Below are 16789 nucleotides of genomic sequence, written 5' to 3' on the forward strand. Positions count from 1 at the left end.
GTCGTCATCCTCGTCCATGTGCTCACCGGCCCGCATCGTCGGAGTCGTCCCGGGCGAGCAGATGGCCGCCGGGGTTGCCCCGCCACTGCGGCGCATCACCCGCGCCCCCCTCGGTCACATCGAACACCGAGCATCCGTGCAGCCACGTCCGACGGGTACGGCCGGTGAGGGTGCGGCCGTCATACGCCGAGATGGGGTTGCGATGCAACAGCGTGCGTGCGTCGACGGGAAAGAGGTCATCGACGCCGAAGACCGTCAGATTCGCGGCGGCGCCGATCTCGATCCGGCCGGCGTCCAGACCCGCGATCGCCGCGGGTCCGGTCGAGAACAACGGCACGATCCTCTCCAGTGCGACACCGCGGGCGCGCGCCTCCGTCCACACCGCGGACATCCCCACCTGGAGGCCGGAGATACCGCCCCAGGCCAGCCCGAAGTCACCGTCGCCGTCACGCTTTCGCTCGACCGTGGAAGGCGAGTGGTCACTGACGATGCCGTCGATGGTGCCGTCGAGCACGCCCTCCCACAGGAGGTCACGGTTGGCCGCCTCGCGGATGGGCGGACAGCACTTGAACTCCCCGGCACCGTCGGCGATCTCCTCGGCGATGAGCGTCAGATAGTGCGGGCAGGTCTCCACCGTCAGCGGCAAGCCCTCGGCCTTCGCCTGCCGGATCGCGGGCAGCGCGTGCGCATCGCTGAGGTGCAGGATGTGGGCGCGGGCGCCGGTGCGTCGCATCGCGTCGATGACGCTCGTGATGGCCGCCTCTTCGCTGGCCGGTGGACGCGAGCGCAGGAAGCCCTCGTAGTCACGGCCGAGCGGACCGTCCGGTCCGAGGAAGGTCGGGTCCTCCGCGTGGACGATCAGCTGCGAGCCGACCGCCGCGATCTCGACCATCGCCTCTTCCATCTGCCCGGCGGTGAGGTGGCCGAACTCGTCCACCCCGGAGGGGGACAGGAAGCACTTGAAGCCGTAGACGCCGGCGTGGTGAAGCGGCGCGAGTCGCCCGAGGTTCTCCGGGACCGCCCCGCCCCAGAACCCCACGTCGATGTAGGCGGAGGCGCGAGCCGCCTCGCGCTTGATCTCCAGTGCACGGGGGCTGATCGTGGGCGGCACCGAGTTCAACGGCATGTCGACGATCGTCGTGATGCCCCCGGCCGCCGCCGCGAGGGTCGCCGAGCGGAAGCCCTCCCACTCGGTGCGGCCGGGTTCGTTGACGTGCACGTGCGAGTCCACCAGTCCCGGGAGCAGCACGGCGTCGTCGGGCACCAGCACGCGCCACTGGGCGGTGGTCTTCTCCGCGGGGTCGAGGATGTCGACGATGTGCCCGCCGTCGAGCACGACGGTGGCGGGCTGGAAGGATCCGTCGATGAAGGCTCGTCGAGCGCGGATCGCGGTGCGCACGGGTTTCACGCGGCTGACGTTACGCGGGGCGCGTTTCCGCGGTGTTACCTGCACGAACATTCTGTGTGCCGTCGTGGCCGGCCGTCACCTGCGGGAAACGGATCCGCGCTACCGTGCCAGCGTGTACCTCTCCGACTTCAACTCTCTCGACGAAGCGACCGCGCGCGACATCGCCCGGGTGTGGGCGGCGGTCCCCGCCTGGGTCGACGCCGTGGTCGCCGGCCGACCATATGCCTCGATCGACATGCTCACTGCGCGTGCCACGGAGCTCGCGAAGGGATGGGGTCCCGACGAACTCGGCCAGGCCCTGTCGCAACATCCCCGCATCGGCGAGAAGGCCGAGGGTGCGGGTGCCGAGGCCACCGCCTCACGCCGCGAGCAGTCGACGATGACCGACGCCGACCCGGCCGTGGTCGCGGCGATCACCGCCGGGAACGCCGCCTATGAGCGGCGTTTCGACCGCGTCTTCCTGATCCGCGCCGCCGGTCGTACCCCGGATCAGATCCTGGGCGAGCTGCAACGACGACTGGCCAACGACGACGAGGCGGAGGTCGCCGAAGCCTGTGCGCAGCTGGCCGAGATCGCCCTGCTCCGCCTCCGCGGCGCGATCGACGGCGACGACCGGATCGACCGGGAAGGACGCACCTCGTGACCACGCACCTGACCACCCATGTCCTCGACGCGTCGCGTGGCATGCCGGCGCGCGCTGTCAGCGTGGCGCTGGCCCGCCTGCACGATTCCGGTGAGGTCGCACACATCGCCGACGGACTCACCGACGACGACGGCCGCCTCGCTCTGGGGCCCGCGCTCCTGGACCCGGGCACGTACATGATCACCTTCGCCACCGGCGCGTACTTCGACGCGCAGCAGGTCGAGGCCTTCTACCCGCTGGTGACGGTGAGCTTCACGGTCGCCCCGGCGGGTGAGGGTGAGACGCCGCACCTACACGTGCCGCTGTTGCTCAGCCCCTTCGCGTACTCGACCTATCGCGGTAGCTGACGCAGCTCGGCGATCCTGCGTGAACAAGACAGGAGACTCGTCCGCAGCGCCCCGATATGGGGGGATATCGGGGCGCCACGAGCGAAATCTCCTGTCTTGTTCACAGGGTCGATTCGGAGTGCGATTCAGGCGCCGTCGACGCCGTACGACTCCGCCGGCGCGCGACCGGCGATGACGCCCGCGAGGGCGGCGTTCCACTCCACCCGGTTCTCCACGAACGCGACATGGCCGCTGTTCTCGAAGAACGTCAGCGTCGAGTTCGGCAGGAGTCGGTGGGCCTCCTCGCTCCAGCGGGGGTCCCAGATGAGGTCGTGACGCCCGGAGAACACGTGGACGGGAAGGTCGATCTCCGGCAGCTGCGGTCGGAGATCGTTGTCGATGAGTGCTTGGAAGCTGGTGAGCCCGACGAACGCGGGCACCTGCCAACCGATCTGGACGAACCAGTCCTTGGTCGCCGTCAGGTCGGTGCGGTGGAAGTTGTTGCCGTACAGGCCCGCGATCGTCTCGGTGCGTGCGACACGAACCGCGTCGATCAGGCCCTGCACCTCACCGGCGGGCGTGCCGTAGGGGGCGTCGTCGGCCTGCCAGAAGCGCGGCCCGCTTCCGGTGAGAACCACGCGCGCCAGTCGCTCGGGATGCTCGGCCGCGTACGCCAGCGCGAGATGCCCGCCCATCGACCAGCCGACGAGGGTGACCTCGTCGAGGTCGAGACCCTGGATGAGTGCGTGGATGTCGCGGGTGAACAGGTCGTAGGTGTACTCCCCCCAGGGCTTGTCCGACGCGCCGTGGCCACGCAGGTCGACGGTGATGCAGCGGTGGTCACCGGCGAGGTCGAGGACCTGCAGGTCCCACACGTCGCCGCTTCCGCCCCAGCCGTGGATGAACACGATGGGCGTGCCGCTGCCGCGGTCTTCGTAGTGGATCTCGACACCGGGTTCGACTTCGATTCTCGGCATGATCTTTCCTCTCTTCAGGGGGTGTGGGCGTGGATGAACGCAGAGATGTGCCGACCGATGAGAGCCGGGTCCTCGAGGTGCGGGAGATGGCCGGCCCCGGGCAGTTCGAGGGAGCGTGCCGCCGGCATCGTCTCGGCGAGCAGTCGGCCGTTTTCGACCGGGACGATCCGATCCGCCGTGCCGTGGATGACGACGGTGGGAACGGCGATGTCGCGCGGGTCGTGGTCGGCGGACAGGAACTGCGCGCACGCAGCGAACTGCGCCCGCCACGTCTCCGAAGGCGTGGGGGACGCCAGACGTGCGGACAGGATCTGCTCGAATCGTGCGGGATGCTCGCGGGTCCACCCCGGACGGAACGCAAGGGGCATCGTCGCGCGGGCGAATTCGGCGGGTGGCAGGTCGGCCGCGGCGAGCCAGGCCCGGGTGGTCTCGTCGGGGACCGGCGTCGCCCGGGGCCCGCCCGGGCTCGTGGCGACGAGGATCAGACCGGCGACCTTCTCCGGGTGCGCGCGGGCGAGGGCCTGCGCGATGTAGCCGCCCATGGAGTGACCGAGGACGACCATCGGGCCACCGAGCGCGTCGATGGCGCGCGCGGCGTCTGCGGCGAGGTCGTCGATCGAGCAGGATCCGGTGAGCGGATCCGATCGGCCTGTCCCGCGGTTGTCGAGACTCCACAGCCCGATATCGGCGTCGACGGCGGCGCGCAGGAATGCCGTCTCCCAACCGGCGTATCCGAGTCCGTGCAGCATGAGACAGGACGCTGGGCCCTCCCCCTCCAGGTGCAGTCTCGCACCGTCTCCGGCGCGCACCGAGGTCTCCTCGACGATGCTCACGCCGACCCACCGACGTCGATGATCTGCCGGACGGCCTCCCCCTCGGCGAGCGCGTCGAGGGCCTCGTTGACGTCGGCCAGCGCGACGTGGGAGGTGATCAGCTTCTCCAACGGAAGTCGCCCATCACGCCACAGCTTCTCGTAGTACGGGATGTCTCGGGCCGGCACGGCCGAACCGAGGTAGCTGCCGATGATCTGTTTGGCACCCGAGACGAGCTCCAGCGGCGACACCTTCGCGAGGGCGTTGGGCGCGGGCAGACCCACGGTGACCATCTTCCCGCCGGGTGCGGTCAGCGCCACCGCGGCTTCGAAGGCCGGCACCACACCGGCGCACTCGACGACGACATCGGCCGCAAGCCCGCCGTCGCGGGCCTCGGCCGGGCTCATCGCCCCATGCGCGCCCAGGTCGATCGCCAGTTCCAGTTTCGCGGGGTTGGCGTCGATGCCGACGACGTGCACGCCCTCGATGGAGGCCGCGACGAGCAGGGCCGCCATCCCGACTCCGCCGAGGCCGACGACCGCGACGGTCTGGCCTGCCCGAGGCGTCCCGGCGTTGAGGACGGCGCCGCCTCCGGTCAGGACCGCGCAGCCGAGGACGGCGGCGATATCGGCGGGCACATCGTGGCCGACCCGGACGACGGACCGCCGATCGAGGACGGCGTGCGACGCGAACCCCGAGACTCCGAGGTGGTGGTTGACCGGCGCTCCGCCGCGGCTCAGACGTCGTCCACCGCCGATGAGGGTTCCTGCGCCGTTCGCGGCCGACCCGACCGGACACGGCAGGCGTCCGTCGCCGGACAGACACACCTCGCACGTCCCGCACAGCGGGAGGAAGGTCGCCACGACACGGTCACCGACCGAGAGGTCGTGCACGTCCGCGCCGGTCTCGGTCACGATCCCGGAGGCTTCGTGGCCGAGAACCATCGGCAGCGGTCGCCGACGATTGCCGTCGACCACCGACAGGTCGGAGTGACACAACCCCGCCGCGTCGATCCGGAGGAGGATCTCGGTCGGGCCGGGCGCCTCGAGGTCGAACTCCTCGACACGGAGCGGGCGACTCGTGGCGTAGGGTCGCGCGGCGTCGGGGGTGTCGAGCACCGCTGCCTGAACTTTCATCACCCGTCTCCTTCGATGGTGCCTTCCATCCTGACGATCACACTCTCGGGGATCTATATCGGTTACTCCACTCAGACGTATTCTTCCTGTGGGCTTCTACACTCAAGGGATGGAAGGTCCTCGCGACGTGGTGCGCGCGGTGGCGCAAGATCTCAGCGTCCTGCCCGATTCCGAACGGGTCCTCACCGGCCTGGCGCGCCGGGTGCGGGCCGCGATCGGCAGCGATCTCGCGTACCTCAGCCTGAACGATCCGGATTCGCAGGAGACTCGCATCCGCTTCTCCGACGGGATCCGCACGCCGGCCTATGCCGCGATCAGGATGCCGATCGGGACCGGCGTGCTCGGCATGGCGGCGGCGGGGGTCACGACCGAGAGCGCGGACTATCTGCCCGACCTCGCCCGCCTGCACGTGGATGCCGTCGACGCCACGGTCAAGGCCGAGGGGGTCAGGGCGATCCTGGCGACGGCGATCCGCACCGGCGGTGAGGTCATCGGCGCGCTCACCGTGGCCAACCGCGCTCCCGGCGGATTCTCCCCCGCCCAGCGCGCACAGCTCGAGGAGGCGGCACTCATCGCCTCGGCGGCCGTCGCGATCTACCTGCTCAAGGAAGAACGCGACCACCTCCGCCGCGCACAGGAGCGCCAGTCCGAGCGGCATGATGCCCAGACCTCCGCCTGGCGGGCCGAGCTCGCCCTGTCGAACCGGCTGAGCCGGGCCTTGGCCGAGGGCATGGACTCGGACCAGATCATGTCCGTCGCCGCCGACCAGATCGCGGGCGACGTGCGGCTCGTCACCGGGGACGCCCCGATGACCGACGGGGCGCGTACCGTACCCCTCGACGCGGGTGGGGTGCTGGAGGTCAGCTCCCCCCGGCCGGAGGCGCAGGCGCTCACAGACGTGATCGGCAGCTTCGTCTCCACGTCGCTGCTCTACGAGCAGGCCATCGAAGACGCCCGCCATCTGCGCGAAGCGGAGCTGGTCGAACGACTGATCGGGCCGGGACGACCCGATGACCGCGCCGCGCGCAGCGGTCTGCCCGGCGACGGCCCCCTCGATGTGGTGGTCGCCGAGATTGACGATCCCCTGCGCAGGCGTCGCGCCCTCGCCGATGTCAGGCGCGTGCTCGGGGATCACGCGCTGGCCACGATCGTGCGCGGCAGTGTCTTGACGGTCACCCGCGGCGCGCGCGCACGATCCCGGGTCGCCGAGTCGTTGCGCCCCCATCGACACTTCGGCGGGACGGCCTCCGCATCCGATGACACCTGCCTGCCGGACGCATACGGCGAGGCGGATCTGCTGGCGCGGGCATCCCGACGTCTGAACCGGGGGGATCGCTTGACCACCTGGGATGACCTCGGCGTCGTCGCCTACGCGGTCGGGGGCGCGCCGCCGGACGCGGACCGGCTCATCCGTTCACGCCTGGGCCCGATCAGCGGCCCGTCCACGCGAGACGCGGTCCTCCGAGACACCGCGCTGCGCTATCTGGATGCACAAGGAGCGGTGAGTACCGTCGCCCGCGACCTCGGCGTGCATGAGAACACGGTGCGACAGCGGCTGTCCCGCCTGGATCAGCTCCTGTCCGGCTGGCGCGACGGTCCGGAGCGGTTGGATGTGCATGTGGCGCTGCGCGCCTACGACCTCATCGCCGTGTCGGAACCCCGGCCGTCGACGACCTGAGCCGGGCTCCCCCGGCACCGGCGGTGCCGGGGGACGAACTCAGACGACGGGCTGCTGCAGATCGATGACCCAGCCCGAGGCGTCCGGGCCGTCGAACGGCGTCTGCAGGTAGATCTCCCGACCCGCGCCGGCCGGACGCACCCCGCGCCGTTCGACCTCGCCCATCAGCCCCTGCCACGCGGCTTGGATGCCTGAAAGGTCGGGGGCCTCGAGCCGGGTCGAGACCGCACGGTCGGCGGCGGCCACGTCGATGCGCTGCAGTCCTGCCGGCACCGGCGCATCGCCGACCTGTTCGCCCACGACCACACGCATCCCGTCGCCCTCGACGTCGTAGGTCGCAACGCCCGGGCCGACCCGCGTCGCAGCGACGGCGTCGACCGCGCCGTTGACCCGATCGAACAGGGGGCCGATGTCCGCTTCGATCTCGTCGATCGACGCGACGCTCGTGGCGACACCCACGAGGGTGAGGGCGGGAAGGGCGGTTTCGGTGAATTCGGACATGATCGGTCCTTTCTCGATCAATCGGAGCTTCGCCTCGATGCGGGCCAGCCGCAGCGTGTCCTGCGCGACCTGCGCTCGCAGGACGTCACGCCGTGCTTCGAGCAGCACCTGCACGCGTTCTGCCGCCAGTCCGTCGTCCAACATCGACCCCACCTGTTCGAGGGAGAAGCCGAGGTCCTTGAGGGCGACGAGCTGGTTGGCGCGCGGCAGCTGTGCGGACGAATACGAGCGGTAGCCGCTGTGCGCGTCGACCCGCGCGGGCACGAGGATTCCGAGCCGGTCGTAGTGACGCAGCATCCTCACCGACACACCCACGATCCGGGCGAACTCTCCGATACTCAACATGGTGATCCCACCCCACGCCCTGACACCGTGTCAGGGTCAAGTGTCCCGTATCGGGGGCGTCAGGCGGTGAAGACGGTGTGCACGTCGCCGGCGACGGCACGGCCGCCGAGCGCCTCGAGTTCGAGAAGCACGGCGCTGCCGACCACGTCGGCGCCCAGCTCGGCCAGCAACCGGTGGCTGGCGCGCAGGGTGCCACCGGTGGCGAGCACATCGTCGAGCACGAGCACGCGAGACCCCGCGGGGATGTCATCCGATGCCTCGACCGCGGCCTCACCGTACTCGAGGGCGTACGAGACGGATGCGGCCGGGCGCGGGAGCTTCCCGGCCTTGCGGATCGGCACCATCCCGGTGCCGGTCGCCACGGCGGCCGCGCCGGCGAGGAGGAAACCGCGCGCTTCGATGCCGGCGACCACGTCGAACCGACCTCGGAAGGGCTCGACCAGCGCTTCGACACAGACACGGAACGCGCCGGCGTCTGCCAACAACGGGGCGATGTCGCGGAAGAGGACCCCCGGCTCGGGGAAGTCGGGGACGACGGCGATGAGCTGTTCGGCGCGGGCGAGGTCTGCGTGCACGCGGCAACATTACTCGCAGTGACGGCGGTGTCGGCTGTCAGGATGGGCGCATGATCGACGATGCACCCGCACCTCTCGGCCCCATGCCCGGCACGGGGGAGTTCGCACAGGCGATCCGCAGTCTTTCAGACCGCTTCGCCGCGGAAGCCGCGGAACTCGATCCGGATGCCCCGATCGCCTCGGACGCGTGGCCGACCGTCGGAGGCATGGTCGACCATCTGGGGCAGATCCAGCGCTGGTGCACAGAGGTGCTGCGCACCGGTGCCGCCGTCGACCGGGCCGAGCACGTCCGCCCCGCCGAACGTGACCGCTTCGCATGGTTCGTCGAAGGTTCCGCCGCCCTGGCCACCGAACTGGGGACCCGGGATCCGGCGGCCGGATGCTGGGCGTTCGTCCCCGGGGGCACGAACGGGTTCTGGGCGAGACGGCAGGCGCACGAGGCCCGCAAGCATCTGTGGGACATCCGCACGGCCGTCACCCCCGTGCCGGCGCTCCCCGAGGCGGGCGGGCCCGAGATGGCCGCAGACATCGTCGACGAGCTGTACGCGGTGTTCCTCGCACGCGCGGTGCGCGGCGGGTTGCCCCCGCTACCCACCCCGCTCGCGCTGGTCGCGACCGACGTGTCGGTGTCGTGGCGCCTGGCGACCGACTGGAGCGTCATCCGCTCCGTCGAGGCGGCCGCCGACCCGGTCGCCACGGTGGTCCAGGGGCGGCTCGGCGACATCGCCCTGTTCGCGTGGGATCGCGCGGCACCGGAGGACCTGCCCGAACGCTTCGCGATCACCGGATCGTCGGCCACCGTCGCGGCCTACCGCGACGCCCCCGTCCATCCCTGACTGACGAGGCCGCGGCGTCCCCGCATCCGCGTGTCACCGGATGTCGGAAGTCGCGGCCGAGAGAAGAGCGGCCCGATCAGAGGGTGCCGACGCCGAGGTTCACGGGGCTGTCTTCGATGTTGCCGACGATCCCTCGGATGATCCCGGCACCGTCGGTTCCCCGAAGGCTTTCGTACCAGGCCTCTGTCGCGGCCGGGTCGAACGCATGGGTCTCGTGAGCCCGCTTGCGCGCCCGGTCGACCAGCTCGCCGGCACGCACCGTGCGGGACTTCTCGTATCGGCGCAGGGTGTCCTCGACCGACAGGGTGTTGGTGGCCACGGCGATGGCCAGTGCGAAGGAGTCCTCGAGCGCCGAACAGGCCCCTTGGCCGATGTCGGGGGAGGTGTTGTGGGCGGCGTCCCCGAGGATCGCCACACGGCCCTTCACCCACGTGTGGAACGGGGTGATGTCCCAGATCTCCACGCGGTTCAGCGACACATCCGGATCGATCGTGTCGAGCAGCGCCTGCACGCCCGGGGCCCACGATCCGAACGCCTCGCGCAACGGGGCGACACCGTCGGCGCGGTCGTAGGGCACGCCGGACGGTTGCGGGATGTCCACGAAGAAGTAGAAGCGGTCGTCGGCGACCGGCATCACGGCACACCGCTTGCCCTCGCCGACGTAGGTCGTCCACTGGTCGACGGGCCCGATCGCCTCGTTGGCCGGCACCAGCCCGTTGAAGTTGGTGTACCCGGAGTATTCGCGTTCGATGCCGCCACCGGTGACGTGGTCGCGAACGAACGAGCGCGCCCCGTCGGCGCCGATGACCATGTCGGCCGTGTCGGTCGAGCCGTCGGCGAAGGTGACGGTGACCGTCTCCCCGTCGTCGTCGATTCCGGTGGCCGTGCTCGACAGGTGGATGTTCTCCATCCCGAACGTCTCCATCAGCAGCGCCTGCAGGTCGGCGCGGGCGACCGGGTAGGGCCGCTGTCCGGTGAGGGCGGTGACCGGTTCCAGCGAGAACCGGCACATCTCTTCGCCGGTCACGCCCTCGTAGTAGGCCATGTCCTCCATACGGCCCCCGAGGTCGGCGACCTCCTCGGCCAATCCCAGCCAGTTCAGCACCTTCACGCCGTTGGACCAGAGCGACAGGGCGGCCCCGACCGGCTTGTTCTCACGCATCCGGTCGTAGATGACGACCTCGTGGCCGAGTCGCTGCAGCGCGATCCCCGCACTCGCCCCGCCGATACCGGCGCCGATGATCACGATCTTCATGTGGTGAACATTAGGCGTCGCGTGTCACGAGCCTGTTACGCGGATGCGGCCCCGCGTGCACGAACCCCTCGGGTGCGGGCGTCCCCCAGAAGACGCCCGCACCCGATCGGTCAGCTCCGCGTGCGCGAGCGGCGCACCAGGAGCACCACGGCCCCCGTGGTCAGGAGCGCGAGCGCGATGCCGGCCACCGGGGCGAAGGCTGCCGCATCGGCGCCGGTCACGGCGAGGTCGCCGGTCGTGCTGGCGTCGGCCTGTTCGTCCCCGGAGCTCCCGCCGTCCCCGGAGCCGCCGTCGGAGTCACCGGAGTCACCTCCGTCCTCCGCGGCCACCACCCGAATGGTGTATTCCTCCGAGGCGACACCGACCCTTGTGATGTCCGTCACCGTCACGCGGTACTCACCCGCACGGGTCGGGGTGCCGGCGAGCTCGCCCGTGTGCGCATCCACCCACAGCCCTCCGAGGTCGACCGCGTCATCCGGTGTCCCGAACACGGCCCCCTGCCCGACGGATGCAGCCAACGGCGCGCGATAGACCTCGCCGACCGTCGCGTCGGCCAGTGAGACGGCGGTGAGAACCGACGCCCCGGCTGCCACATCGAGCGTGTACTCGCGTGCGACGGCGAACGGATCGGCCGCATCGGCGACGGTGAACACTCTGACACCGACACTCTCCGGAGTGCCGGTCAAGCGTCCGGTCGACGCGTCGAGGGTGATCCCGGGCGACAGGCTCCCGCCCACGACCTGAAGGTCGAGGGTCGCGGTCGAGGTCTCCACCAGGTCGACAGCGAGGGCCTCGCCGGCGACGGCATCGATCGTCGCGGTGTCGGCCAGCGCCGCCGACGCGGCGTGCACCGTGAACACGAATGCGGCTTGCTCGCCGGCACCGGCGGAGTTGGCCACCGTGAAGGCGAACTCTCCCGCCGTCGCGGCGGTGCCCGTCAGTCGCCCCGACGGGTCGAGCGAGAGGCCCGTCGGTAGCTCGCCGTCGACCACGGCGAGATCGACCCCGGATCCGTCGGCCGGGTTGCCGTCGAGATCGGCGTCGGCGACCAGCATCCGGTCGACCTCGTTCCCCTGTTCGGCGCTCAACACCCCGCCCACGTACGACGCCGCGACCGGCTCGGCCGCGGCCGACGCGGCGGCGCGCGGCTCCGCCTCCGGCTCCTCCGTCGTCGAGTGCAGACTGAGCGTCGCCGGCGCGACCGCCGGCTGCGACTGCAGGCGGTAGGTGTCCCCGAGTTCCCACACGCGCACCCCGAGGAAGCGGTGCGCGTCGAGAAGGGATTCCTGTTGGATCACGAAGGTCGCACGCGTGGCGCCGGGGATGTCCGTCGCCGTGCCCGCAGCATCCACGTAGTACCACTGGTACCCCCATACCGGGTCGGTCGAGCCCGCCGGATCGGTCGACGCGGGGATGTTCCACGTACCCGGGCAGGCGTGGACGGTGGTCCCGACGAGGGGCTCCGGCATGCTCGCCGAGCCGGCGGCGCATTGGTCGGCGGACGCGGCGAGTGTCGGAGGAGCGTCATTCGTCGCGGCGGGACCGGCCAGGCAGGACTTCTTCGTCTGGGTGATGGTGGGCGCCGCGACCTGCACGTCGAGACCGCCGACGCTGGCCGGATAGGTCGAGCTCACGTGCGAGACGTACCCGCTGTCGTACCCCCGGATGCCGTACTTCCAGTCGCCCTCGAGCGTGTAGACCGTCTCGGTCCACGCGTACATGAAGTACTGGTAGGGCGGGATGCTGACCGTCGAAGAGGTCTGCGACGTGCGCGAATCCGCGACCGTCGTGGCCTCCTTGTGGTCGTACGTATAGGTAACCGAGCCACTCGCCTCCCACACGTCCTTCACGCCGCCCTTGACGCCGGCGCTGATCGAGAAGGTGTGGCCGTCCGATACGGTGCGCTGATGGCTGCTGGTGATCGAGCTGGCGACCGTCTTCTCCTCCGGAGAAGGGCCGTTGTTGAATTCCTGGGGGTTTCCGACGCCCTCGACCCCGGATCCGCATCCGATCAATCGCTGAGATTGGGTGCCACTCGCGGTGACGGCCGAATCCGTCGCAGCCAGCCACGCGCTCGAGCCGGGAAGTCGCACCTCACAGGTGCTTCCGCCGTTGGACGCGCAGTCGTATGCGCCCTGCACAGCGGCCCGCTGCAGCAGCCACGACCAGTGGATCCACCACCCCTGGGAGTCCGTCTGGTCGTTGTAGACCCCGAACGACTGTGCATCCGGGTCGATGTCGACCTTGATCTGCCCCGTCTTTCCGACGGCGTTCGGCTTCCAGTACGCGTCGGCACCGCACTCGATGAACCCGCGCGCGGGCCTGTTCGCCGCCCGCGTGTCCCACGCCTCGATGTTGCCGACCCCGTTCAGACCGTCCCGGTAGCTGAAGAAGCAGTTGCCGGTGGTCGCGCTGACGATGCGGAACTGATGTCGGTTCTCGCCGGGCGCACTGTCGCCACGGGGCTCTTCGACGATCGGCTCGATCATGAACTGCTGCTTGGTGTTGACCGACGAGCAGGTCTGGCCGATCTGGTCGCGGACGCGGTCCCCGAAGGATCCGGGGTTGTTGTAGGTCCACTGGTCGGTGAGGCACTGCCCGTTCGGCAGTAGGATCCGCACGTAGCCGGTCGGGTCATCCGGGTCGATCACACTCATGGTGACGAGGGGGTTCGATCCGTCCTGCCCGTGGTCATCGGTCATCGCGATGGACTTCACCGCCATGTCGCGACCCGGACCGATGGCGCCGCCGGCGACCTCGGTCGATGCCGCCGATGCCGACTGCGCGGTCGCGATGCCCCCCAGCAGCATCGCGGCCGCGGCGCAGATCGCCGTCATCCTTCGCGCCACGGATCGTCGTCGCGCCACACGGGGTACGCGCTGTGATGAGGTCATCGCTGGTGTCTCCTGTCGCATGATTGGACTATCCGGACAATTTTTATCAGATAAAGATGAACGTCGCGTGATCGGATGATGTCGCCTGCACCCGGGAGTCCTCCGCGGCGGAGCCGGGACTAGCCTGGAGCACTATGACGACCCCCACCCCGGAGACCACCCCCACCCCGGAGCACGGAACCGACGCGACGCCCGGCACCGAGTGGTGGCGTTCTGCGGTGATCTATCAGATCTATCCGCGGTCGTTTGCGGATTCGTCGGGTGATGGTGTGGGTGATCTGCGTGGGGTGACGGCGCACCTGGATGATCTGGCCTCGTTGGGGGTGGATGCGTTGTGGTTGAGTCCGTTCCAGGTCTCGCCGCAGAAGGACGCCGGGTACGACGTCGCGGATTACTGCGATGTGGATCCGATCTTCGGCACCCTCGCGGATTTCGATGAGATGCTCGCCGGTGCGCACGCCCGGGGGATCCGGATCATCGTCGATCTGGTGCCGAACCATTCCTCGGACCAGCATGCGTGGTTCCAGCAGGCGTTGACCGCGGGCCCGGGCAGTGCCGAGCGTGCCCGATACATGTTCCGAGACGGCAAGGGCGAGCACGGTGAGGTCCCGCCGAACAACTGGGAATCCGTGTTCGGCGGGCCCGCGTGGACCCGGGTCACCGAACCCGACGGCACCCCCGGGCAGTGGTACCTGCACCTCTTCGACGCGTCACAACCCGATTTCGACTGGTCCAACCCCGAGGTGCGGGAGATGTTCCGCGGAGTGCTGCGGTTCTGGCTCGACCGCGGTGTCGATGGATTCCGGGTGGATGTCGCCCACGGCCTGGTGAAAGCCGACGGGCTCCCCGACTACACCCCACCGGCAGAGACCGGGTCCATGGGAGGCGAACAGGCCGACGTGCCCTACTGGGGCCAGCCGGGCGTGCACGAGATCTGGCGGGACTGGCGCACCGTGCTCGAGGAATACGACGACGACCGGGCCCTGTGCGCAGAAGCGTGGATGCCCAGCCCCGACATCACCGCACAGTGGGTCCGCCCCGACGAAATGCACCAGGCATTCAACTTCCCCTACCTCGAAACCCCCTGGAACGCCCCCGCCCTCCGCGAAGTGATCACCGACTCCCTCCGCGCCTTCGGCGACGTCGGAGCCCCCGCCACCTGGGTACTGTCCAACCACGACGTCGTCCGCCACGCCTCCCGCCTCGCCCTCACCGCCGAGAACCCCCAAGGCGCCGGCATCGGACCCGACAGCCCCGGCAAACCCGACCCCGTCATCGGCCTCGCCCGCGCCCGCGCCGCCACCACCCTCATGCTCGCCCTCCCCGGCTCGGCCTACCTCTACCAAGGCGAAGAACTCGGCCTCCCCGAAGTGATCGACCTGCCCGACGAAGCACGCCAAGACCCCACCTGGTTCCGCACGAACGGGGAACGCTACGGCCGCGACGGCTGCCGGGTCCCGATCCCCTGGACCACCCACGCACCCGCCTACGGTTTCAGCCCCGACGGCGACACCTGGCTACCCCAACCGGAAGAGTTCGCCACCCTCGCCCGCGACATCCAGGAAACCGACCCCGACTCCACCCTCTGGCTCTACCGCACCCTCCTCGCCGAACGACGCCAACGCCACCTCGGCACCGGCACCCTGACCTGGCTCAACGAATACCGCGACGACATCATCGCGTTCCGCAACCGCGACCTCACCATCCTCGCCAACACCGGCACCACCCCCGCACCCCTCCCCCCCGGCACCCTCATCGCCCAATCCGGCCCCCTCACCCACAACACCCTCCCCCCCGACACCACCATCTGGCTCGCCGACGCATAGGGGCGCTTCGCCGAGCCATCCCTTTCCCACCGAGCCACCCTCATCCATGCCGGAGGAACGGGCCGGCTCGGCGCCAAGAGGGTGGCTCGAGGTGCGACGGGAGAGGGGCGACGAGTGAGGTGACGCCGTAGGCTCGGGGCATGGGCCCCGACCTCGAATCCCGCACCGACCTCGAAAGCCTGTACGTCGACCTCCACCGGCACCCGGAGTTGTCCTTCCAGGAGACCCGCACCGCGGGGGTCATCGCCCGCGAACTCGACGCCCTCGGTATCGAGTACGAGGAAGGCGTCGGCAAGACCGGCATCGTCGCGATGATCCGCAACCCCACCGCGTCCGGCGAGGACGGCCCGACCGTGTGGCTGCGCGCCGACACCGACGCCCTCCCCGTCGAAGAGCGCACCGGTCTCGACTACGCCAGCACGGCCCGCGGCACCGATCCGCAGGGACTCGACGTGCCGGTGATGCACGCGTGCGGGCACGACATGCACATCAGCGCGATGCTCGGCGCCTTGCGTCGCCTGGTCACGACGAAGGATGAATGGGCGGGCACGGTCGTCGTCGTCTTCCAACCCGCCGAAGAATACGGCGCCGGCGCGAAGGCGATGATCGCCGACGGCGTGCTGGAGCGCTACCCCACGCCCGACATCGTGCTCGGCCAGCACGTCACACCCCTGCCTGCCGGCACCATCGGTGTGCGCAGCGGCACGCAGATGGCCGCATCCGACGGTCTGCGGGTCACCTTGCACGGACGAGGCGGTCACGGCTCCCGCCCCCACGCGACGATCGATCCGATCGTCATGGCCGCCGCGACGGTGATGCGGCTGCAGACGATCGTTTCGCGCGAAGTCGACCCGCGCGAAGTCGCCGTCGTCACCGTGGGTGCGATGCACGCCGGATTGAAGAACAACATCATCCCGGCCGAGGCCGTGCTCGAGCTGAGCCTGCGGTATCCCGACGACGAAGCACGCGAGCGTGTCATGGAGAAGGTGGAGCGGATCATCCGCGCCGAGGCCGCTGCGTCCGGTGCGGAGCAGTCCCCCACGATCGTCATCGACCACACGCTGCCGCCGACCATCAACGACCTCGACGCCACCGCCCGCCTGCACACCGCGTTCGACCGGCACTTCGGAGAGGGCACCGTCGTCGATCCCGGCATGTTCACCGGCAGTGAGGACGTGTCGTGGTTCGCCCGCGAATCCGGCGCGCCGTTGGTCTATTGGTTCTGGGGCGGGATCGACGCCGAGGCGTATGCGGCGGCGGTCGCCGCCGACACGGTCGAGCGGGACATCCCGACGAACCACTCGCCGTTCTTCGCGCCCGTCATGCAGCCCACCCTCGACAACGGCGTCGCCAACATCGTCGTCGCCGCGCGGGAGTTCCTCGCCACCCGCTGATTCTGCTCCCGCGCATCCACCGACCCGCCGAGGCGTGCCGCCCAGGGCCCACCGCGGGGCCCACCGAGGTCGGAGAATGCGACGGATGTCGGAGGATCCGAGCGGGATCATCCGACATCGGGCCGATCTTCCGACAACGGCGACGGCTCCGGAGGCCGCGCGGCGGCCGAAGCGGAGACCTGC

The 16789-nt window shown here is 69.9% G+C and carries 14 protein-coding genes; 6 read left to right on the forward strand and 8 right to left on the reverse strand.

Features of this window, described 5'->3' with window-relative positions:
* Window positions 1–22 precede the first annotated feature (22 nt).
* Window positions 23–1408: an allantoinase AllB gene (allB, locus tag ABD204_RS03545; RefSeq protein ID WP_322597499.1), complete on the reverse strand. Its 1386-nt coding sequence runs from the start codon at window positions 1406–1408 to the stop codon at window positions 23–25.
* Between the two features lie 112 nt (window positions 1409–1520).
* On the opposite strand from allB, the gene uraD reads away from it, so the two are divergent.
* Together uraD and uraH are read left to right on the forward strand one after the other, a co-directional pair.
* On the forward strand, window positions 1521–2051 hold the full coding sequence (gene uraD, locus ABD204_RS03550; protein ID WP_322597500.1) for a 2-oxo-4-hydroxy-4-carboxy-5-ureidoimidazoline decarboxylase: 531 nt from the start codon (window positions 1521–1523) through the stop codon (window positions 2049–2051).
* Window positions 2048–2398 carry a hydroxyisourate hydrolase gene (gene uraH, locus ABD204_RS03555; RefSeq protein ID WP_194423304.1) on the forward strand — a complete coding sequence of 117 codons (351 nt, stop codon included), beginning with the start codon at window positions 2048–2050 and terminating at the stop codon, window positions 2396–2398. Before uraD ends, uraH begins: the two co-directional genes overlap by 4 nt.
* A 125-nt stretch (window positions 2399–2523) precedes the next feature.
* On the opposite strand, the gene ABD204_RS03560 is transcribed toward uraH, so the two are convergent.
* The 3 genes from ABD204_RS03560 to ABD204_RS03570 are packed head-to-tail and all read right to left on the reverse strand — an operon-like array spanning window position 2524 to window position 5302.
* Window positions 2524–3354: an alpha/beta fold hydrolase gene (locus ABD204_RS03560; RefSeq protein WP_194423305.1), complete on the reverse strand. Its 831-nt coding sequence runs from the start codon at window positions 3352–3354 to the stop codon at window positions 2524–2526.
* A 14-nt stretch (window positions 3355–3368) separates the two neighbouring features.
* A complete protein-coding gene (locus ABD204_RS03565) occupies window positions 3369–4187 on the reverse strand; it encodes an alpha/beta fold hydrolase (RefSeq protein WP_194423306.1) in 819 nt (272 codons plus the stop codon).
* Window positions 4184–5302 carry an alcohol dehydrogenase catalytic domain-containing protein gene (locus ABD204_RS03570; protein WP_194423307.1) on the reverse strand — a complete coding sequence of 373 codons (1119 nt, stop codon included), beginning with the start codon at window positions 5300–5302 and terminating at the stop codon, window positions 4184–4186. Before ABD204_RS03570 ends, ABD204_RS03565 begins: the two co-directional genes overlap by 4 nt.
* 109 nt (window positions 5303–5411) lie before the next feature.
* Here ABD204_RS03570 and ABD204_RS03575 point away from each other — a divergent pair, with 109 nt between their 5' ends.
* Window positions 5412–6980 (forward strand): helix-turn-helix domain-containing protein, encoded by a 1569-nt coding sequence (locus ABD204_RS03575; protein WP_194423308.1) that lies wholly within the window; start codon window positions 5412–5414, stop codon window positions 6978–6980.
* Between the two features lie 39 nt (window positions 6981–7019).
* Here ABD204_RS03575 and ABD204_RS03580 read toward each other — a convergent pair whose 3' ends face one another.
* Window positions 7020–7826: a MerR family transcriptional regulator gene (locus tag ABD204_RS03580; protein WP_194423309.1), complete on the reverse strand. Its 807-nt coding sequence runs from the start codon at window positions 7824–7826 to the stop codon at window positions 7020–7022.
* A gap of 59 nt (window positions 7827–7885) precedes the next feature.
* The gene (locus ABD204_RS03585) at window positions 7886–8401 is read right to left on the reverse strand and encodes an adenine phosphoribosyltransferase (protein ID WP_194423310.1); all 516 of its coding nucleotides are present in this window, start codon (window positions 8399–8401) and stop codon (window positions 7886–7888) included.
* A gap of 50 nt (window positions 8402–8451) precedes the next feature.
* Between ABD204_RS03585 and ABD204_RS03590 the strand changes: the two genes are divergently transcribed.
* The gene (locus ABD204_RS03590) at window positions 8452–9237 is read left to right on the forward strand and encodes a maleylpyruvate isomerase N-terminal domain-containing protein (protein WP_194423311.1); all 786 of its coding nucleotides are present in this window, start codon (window positions 8452–8454) and stop codon (window positions 9235–9237) included.
* A 76-nt stretch (window positions 9238–9313) separates the two neighbouring features.
* On the opposite strand, the gene hpxO is transcribed toward ABD204_RS03590, so the two are convergent.
* Window positions 9314–10492, reverse strand: coding sequence for an FAD-dependent urate hydroxylase HpxO (gene hpxO, locus ABD204_RS03595; protein ID WP_194423312.1), 1179 nt, complete (start codon window positions 10490–10492; stop codon window positions 9314–9316).
* Window positions 10493–10602: 110 nt separating this feature from the next.
* The gene (locus ABD204_RS03600) at window positions 10603–13329 is read right to left on the reverse strand and encodes a putative Ig domain-containing protein (protein WP_194423313.1); all 2727 of its coding nucleotides are present in this window, start codon (window positions 13327–13329) and stop codon (window positions 10603–10605) included.
* A gap of 191 nt (window positions 13330–13520) precedes the next feature.
* Between ABD204_RS03600 and ABD204_RS03605 the strand changes: the two genes are divergently transcribed.
* Complete coding sequence (locus ABD204_RS03605; RefSeq protein WP_194423314.1) at window positions 13521–15212, forward strand: glycoside hydrolase family 13 protein; 1692 nt, start codon at window positions 13521–13523, stop codon at window positions 15210–15212.
* 140 nt (window positions 15213–15352) lie between these two features.
* Window positions 15353–16606: an amidohydrolase gene (locus tag ABD204_RS03610; protein WP_194423315.1), complete on the forward strand. Its 1254-nt coding sequence runs from the start codon at window positions 15353–15355 to the stop codon at window positions 16604–16606.
* The last annotated feature ends 183 nt before the right edge of the window (window positions 16607–16789 follow it).

The organism is Microbacterium aquimaris, from assembly GCF_039531285.1.
Classification (GTDB): domain Bacteria; phylum Actinomycetota; class Actinomycetes; order Actinomycetales; family Microbacteriaceae; genus Microbacterium; species Microbacterium aquimaris.

Excerpts from the sequence above, each read along its gene's own strand:
- ABD204_RS03610 (WP_194423315.1), top strand. The coding sequence starts at position 15,353 with ATGGGCCCCGACCTCGAATCCCGCACCGACCTCGAAAGCCTGTACGTC.
- ABD204_RS03560 (WP_194423305.1), bottom strand. The coding sequence starts at position 3,354 with ATGCCGAGAATCGAAGTCGAACCCGGTGTCGAGATCCACTACGAAGAC.
- ABD204_RS03605 (WP_194423314.1), top strand. The coding sequence starts at position 13,521 with ATGACGACCCCCACCCCGGAGACCACCCCCACCCCGGAGCACGGAACC.
- ABD204_RS03575 (WP_194423308.1), top strand. The coding sequence starts at position 5,412 with ATGGAAGGTCCTCGCGACGTGGTGCGCGCGGTGGCGCAAGATCTCAGC.
- ABD204_RS03590 (WP_194423311.1), top strand. The coding sequence starts at position 8,452 with ATGATCGACGATGCACCCGCACCTCTCGGCCCCATGCCCGGCACGGGG.
- ABD204_RS03570 (WP_194423307.1), bottom strand. The coding sequence starts at position 5,302 with ATGAAAGTTCAGGCAGCGGTGCTCGACACCCCCGACGCCGCGCGACCC.
- hpxO (WP_194423312.1), bottom strand. The coding sequence starts at position 10,492 with ATGAAGATCGTGATCATCGGCGCCGGTATCGGCGGGGCGAGTGCGGGG.
- ABD204_RS03600 (WP_194423313.1), bottom strand. The coding sequence starts at position 13,329 with ATGACGGCGATCTGCGCCGCGGCCGCGATGCTGCTGGGGGGCATCGCG.
- ABD204_RS03580 (WP_194423309.1), bottom strand. The coding sequence starts at position 7,826 with ATGTTGAGTATCGGAGAGTTCGCCCGGATCGTGGGTGTGTCGGTGAGG.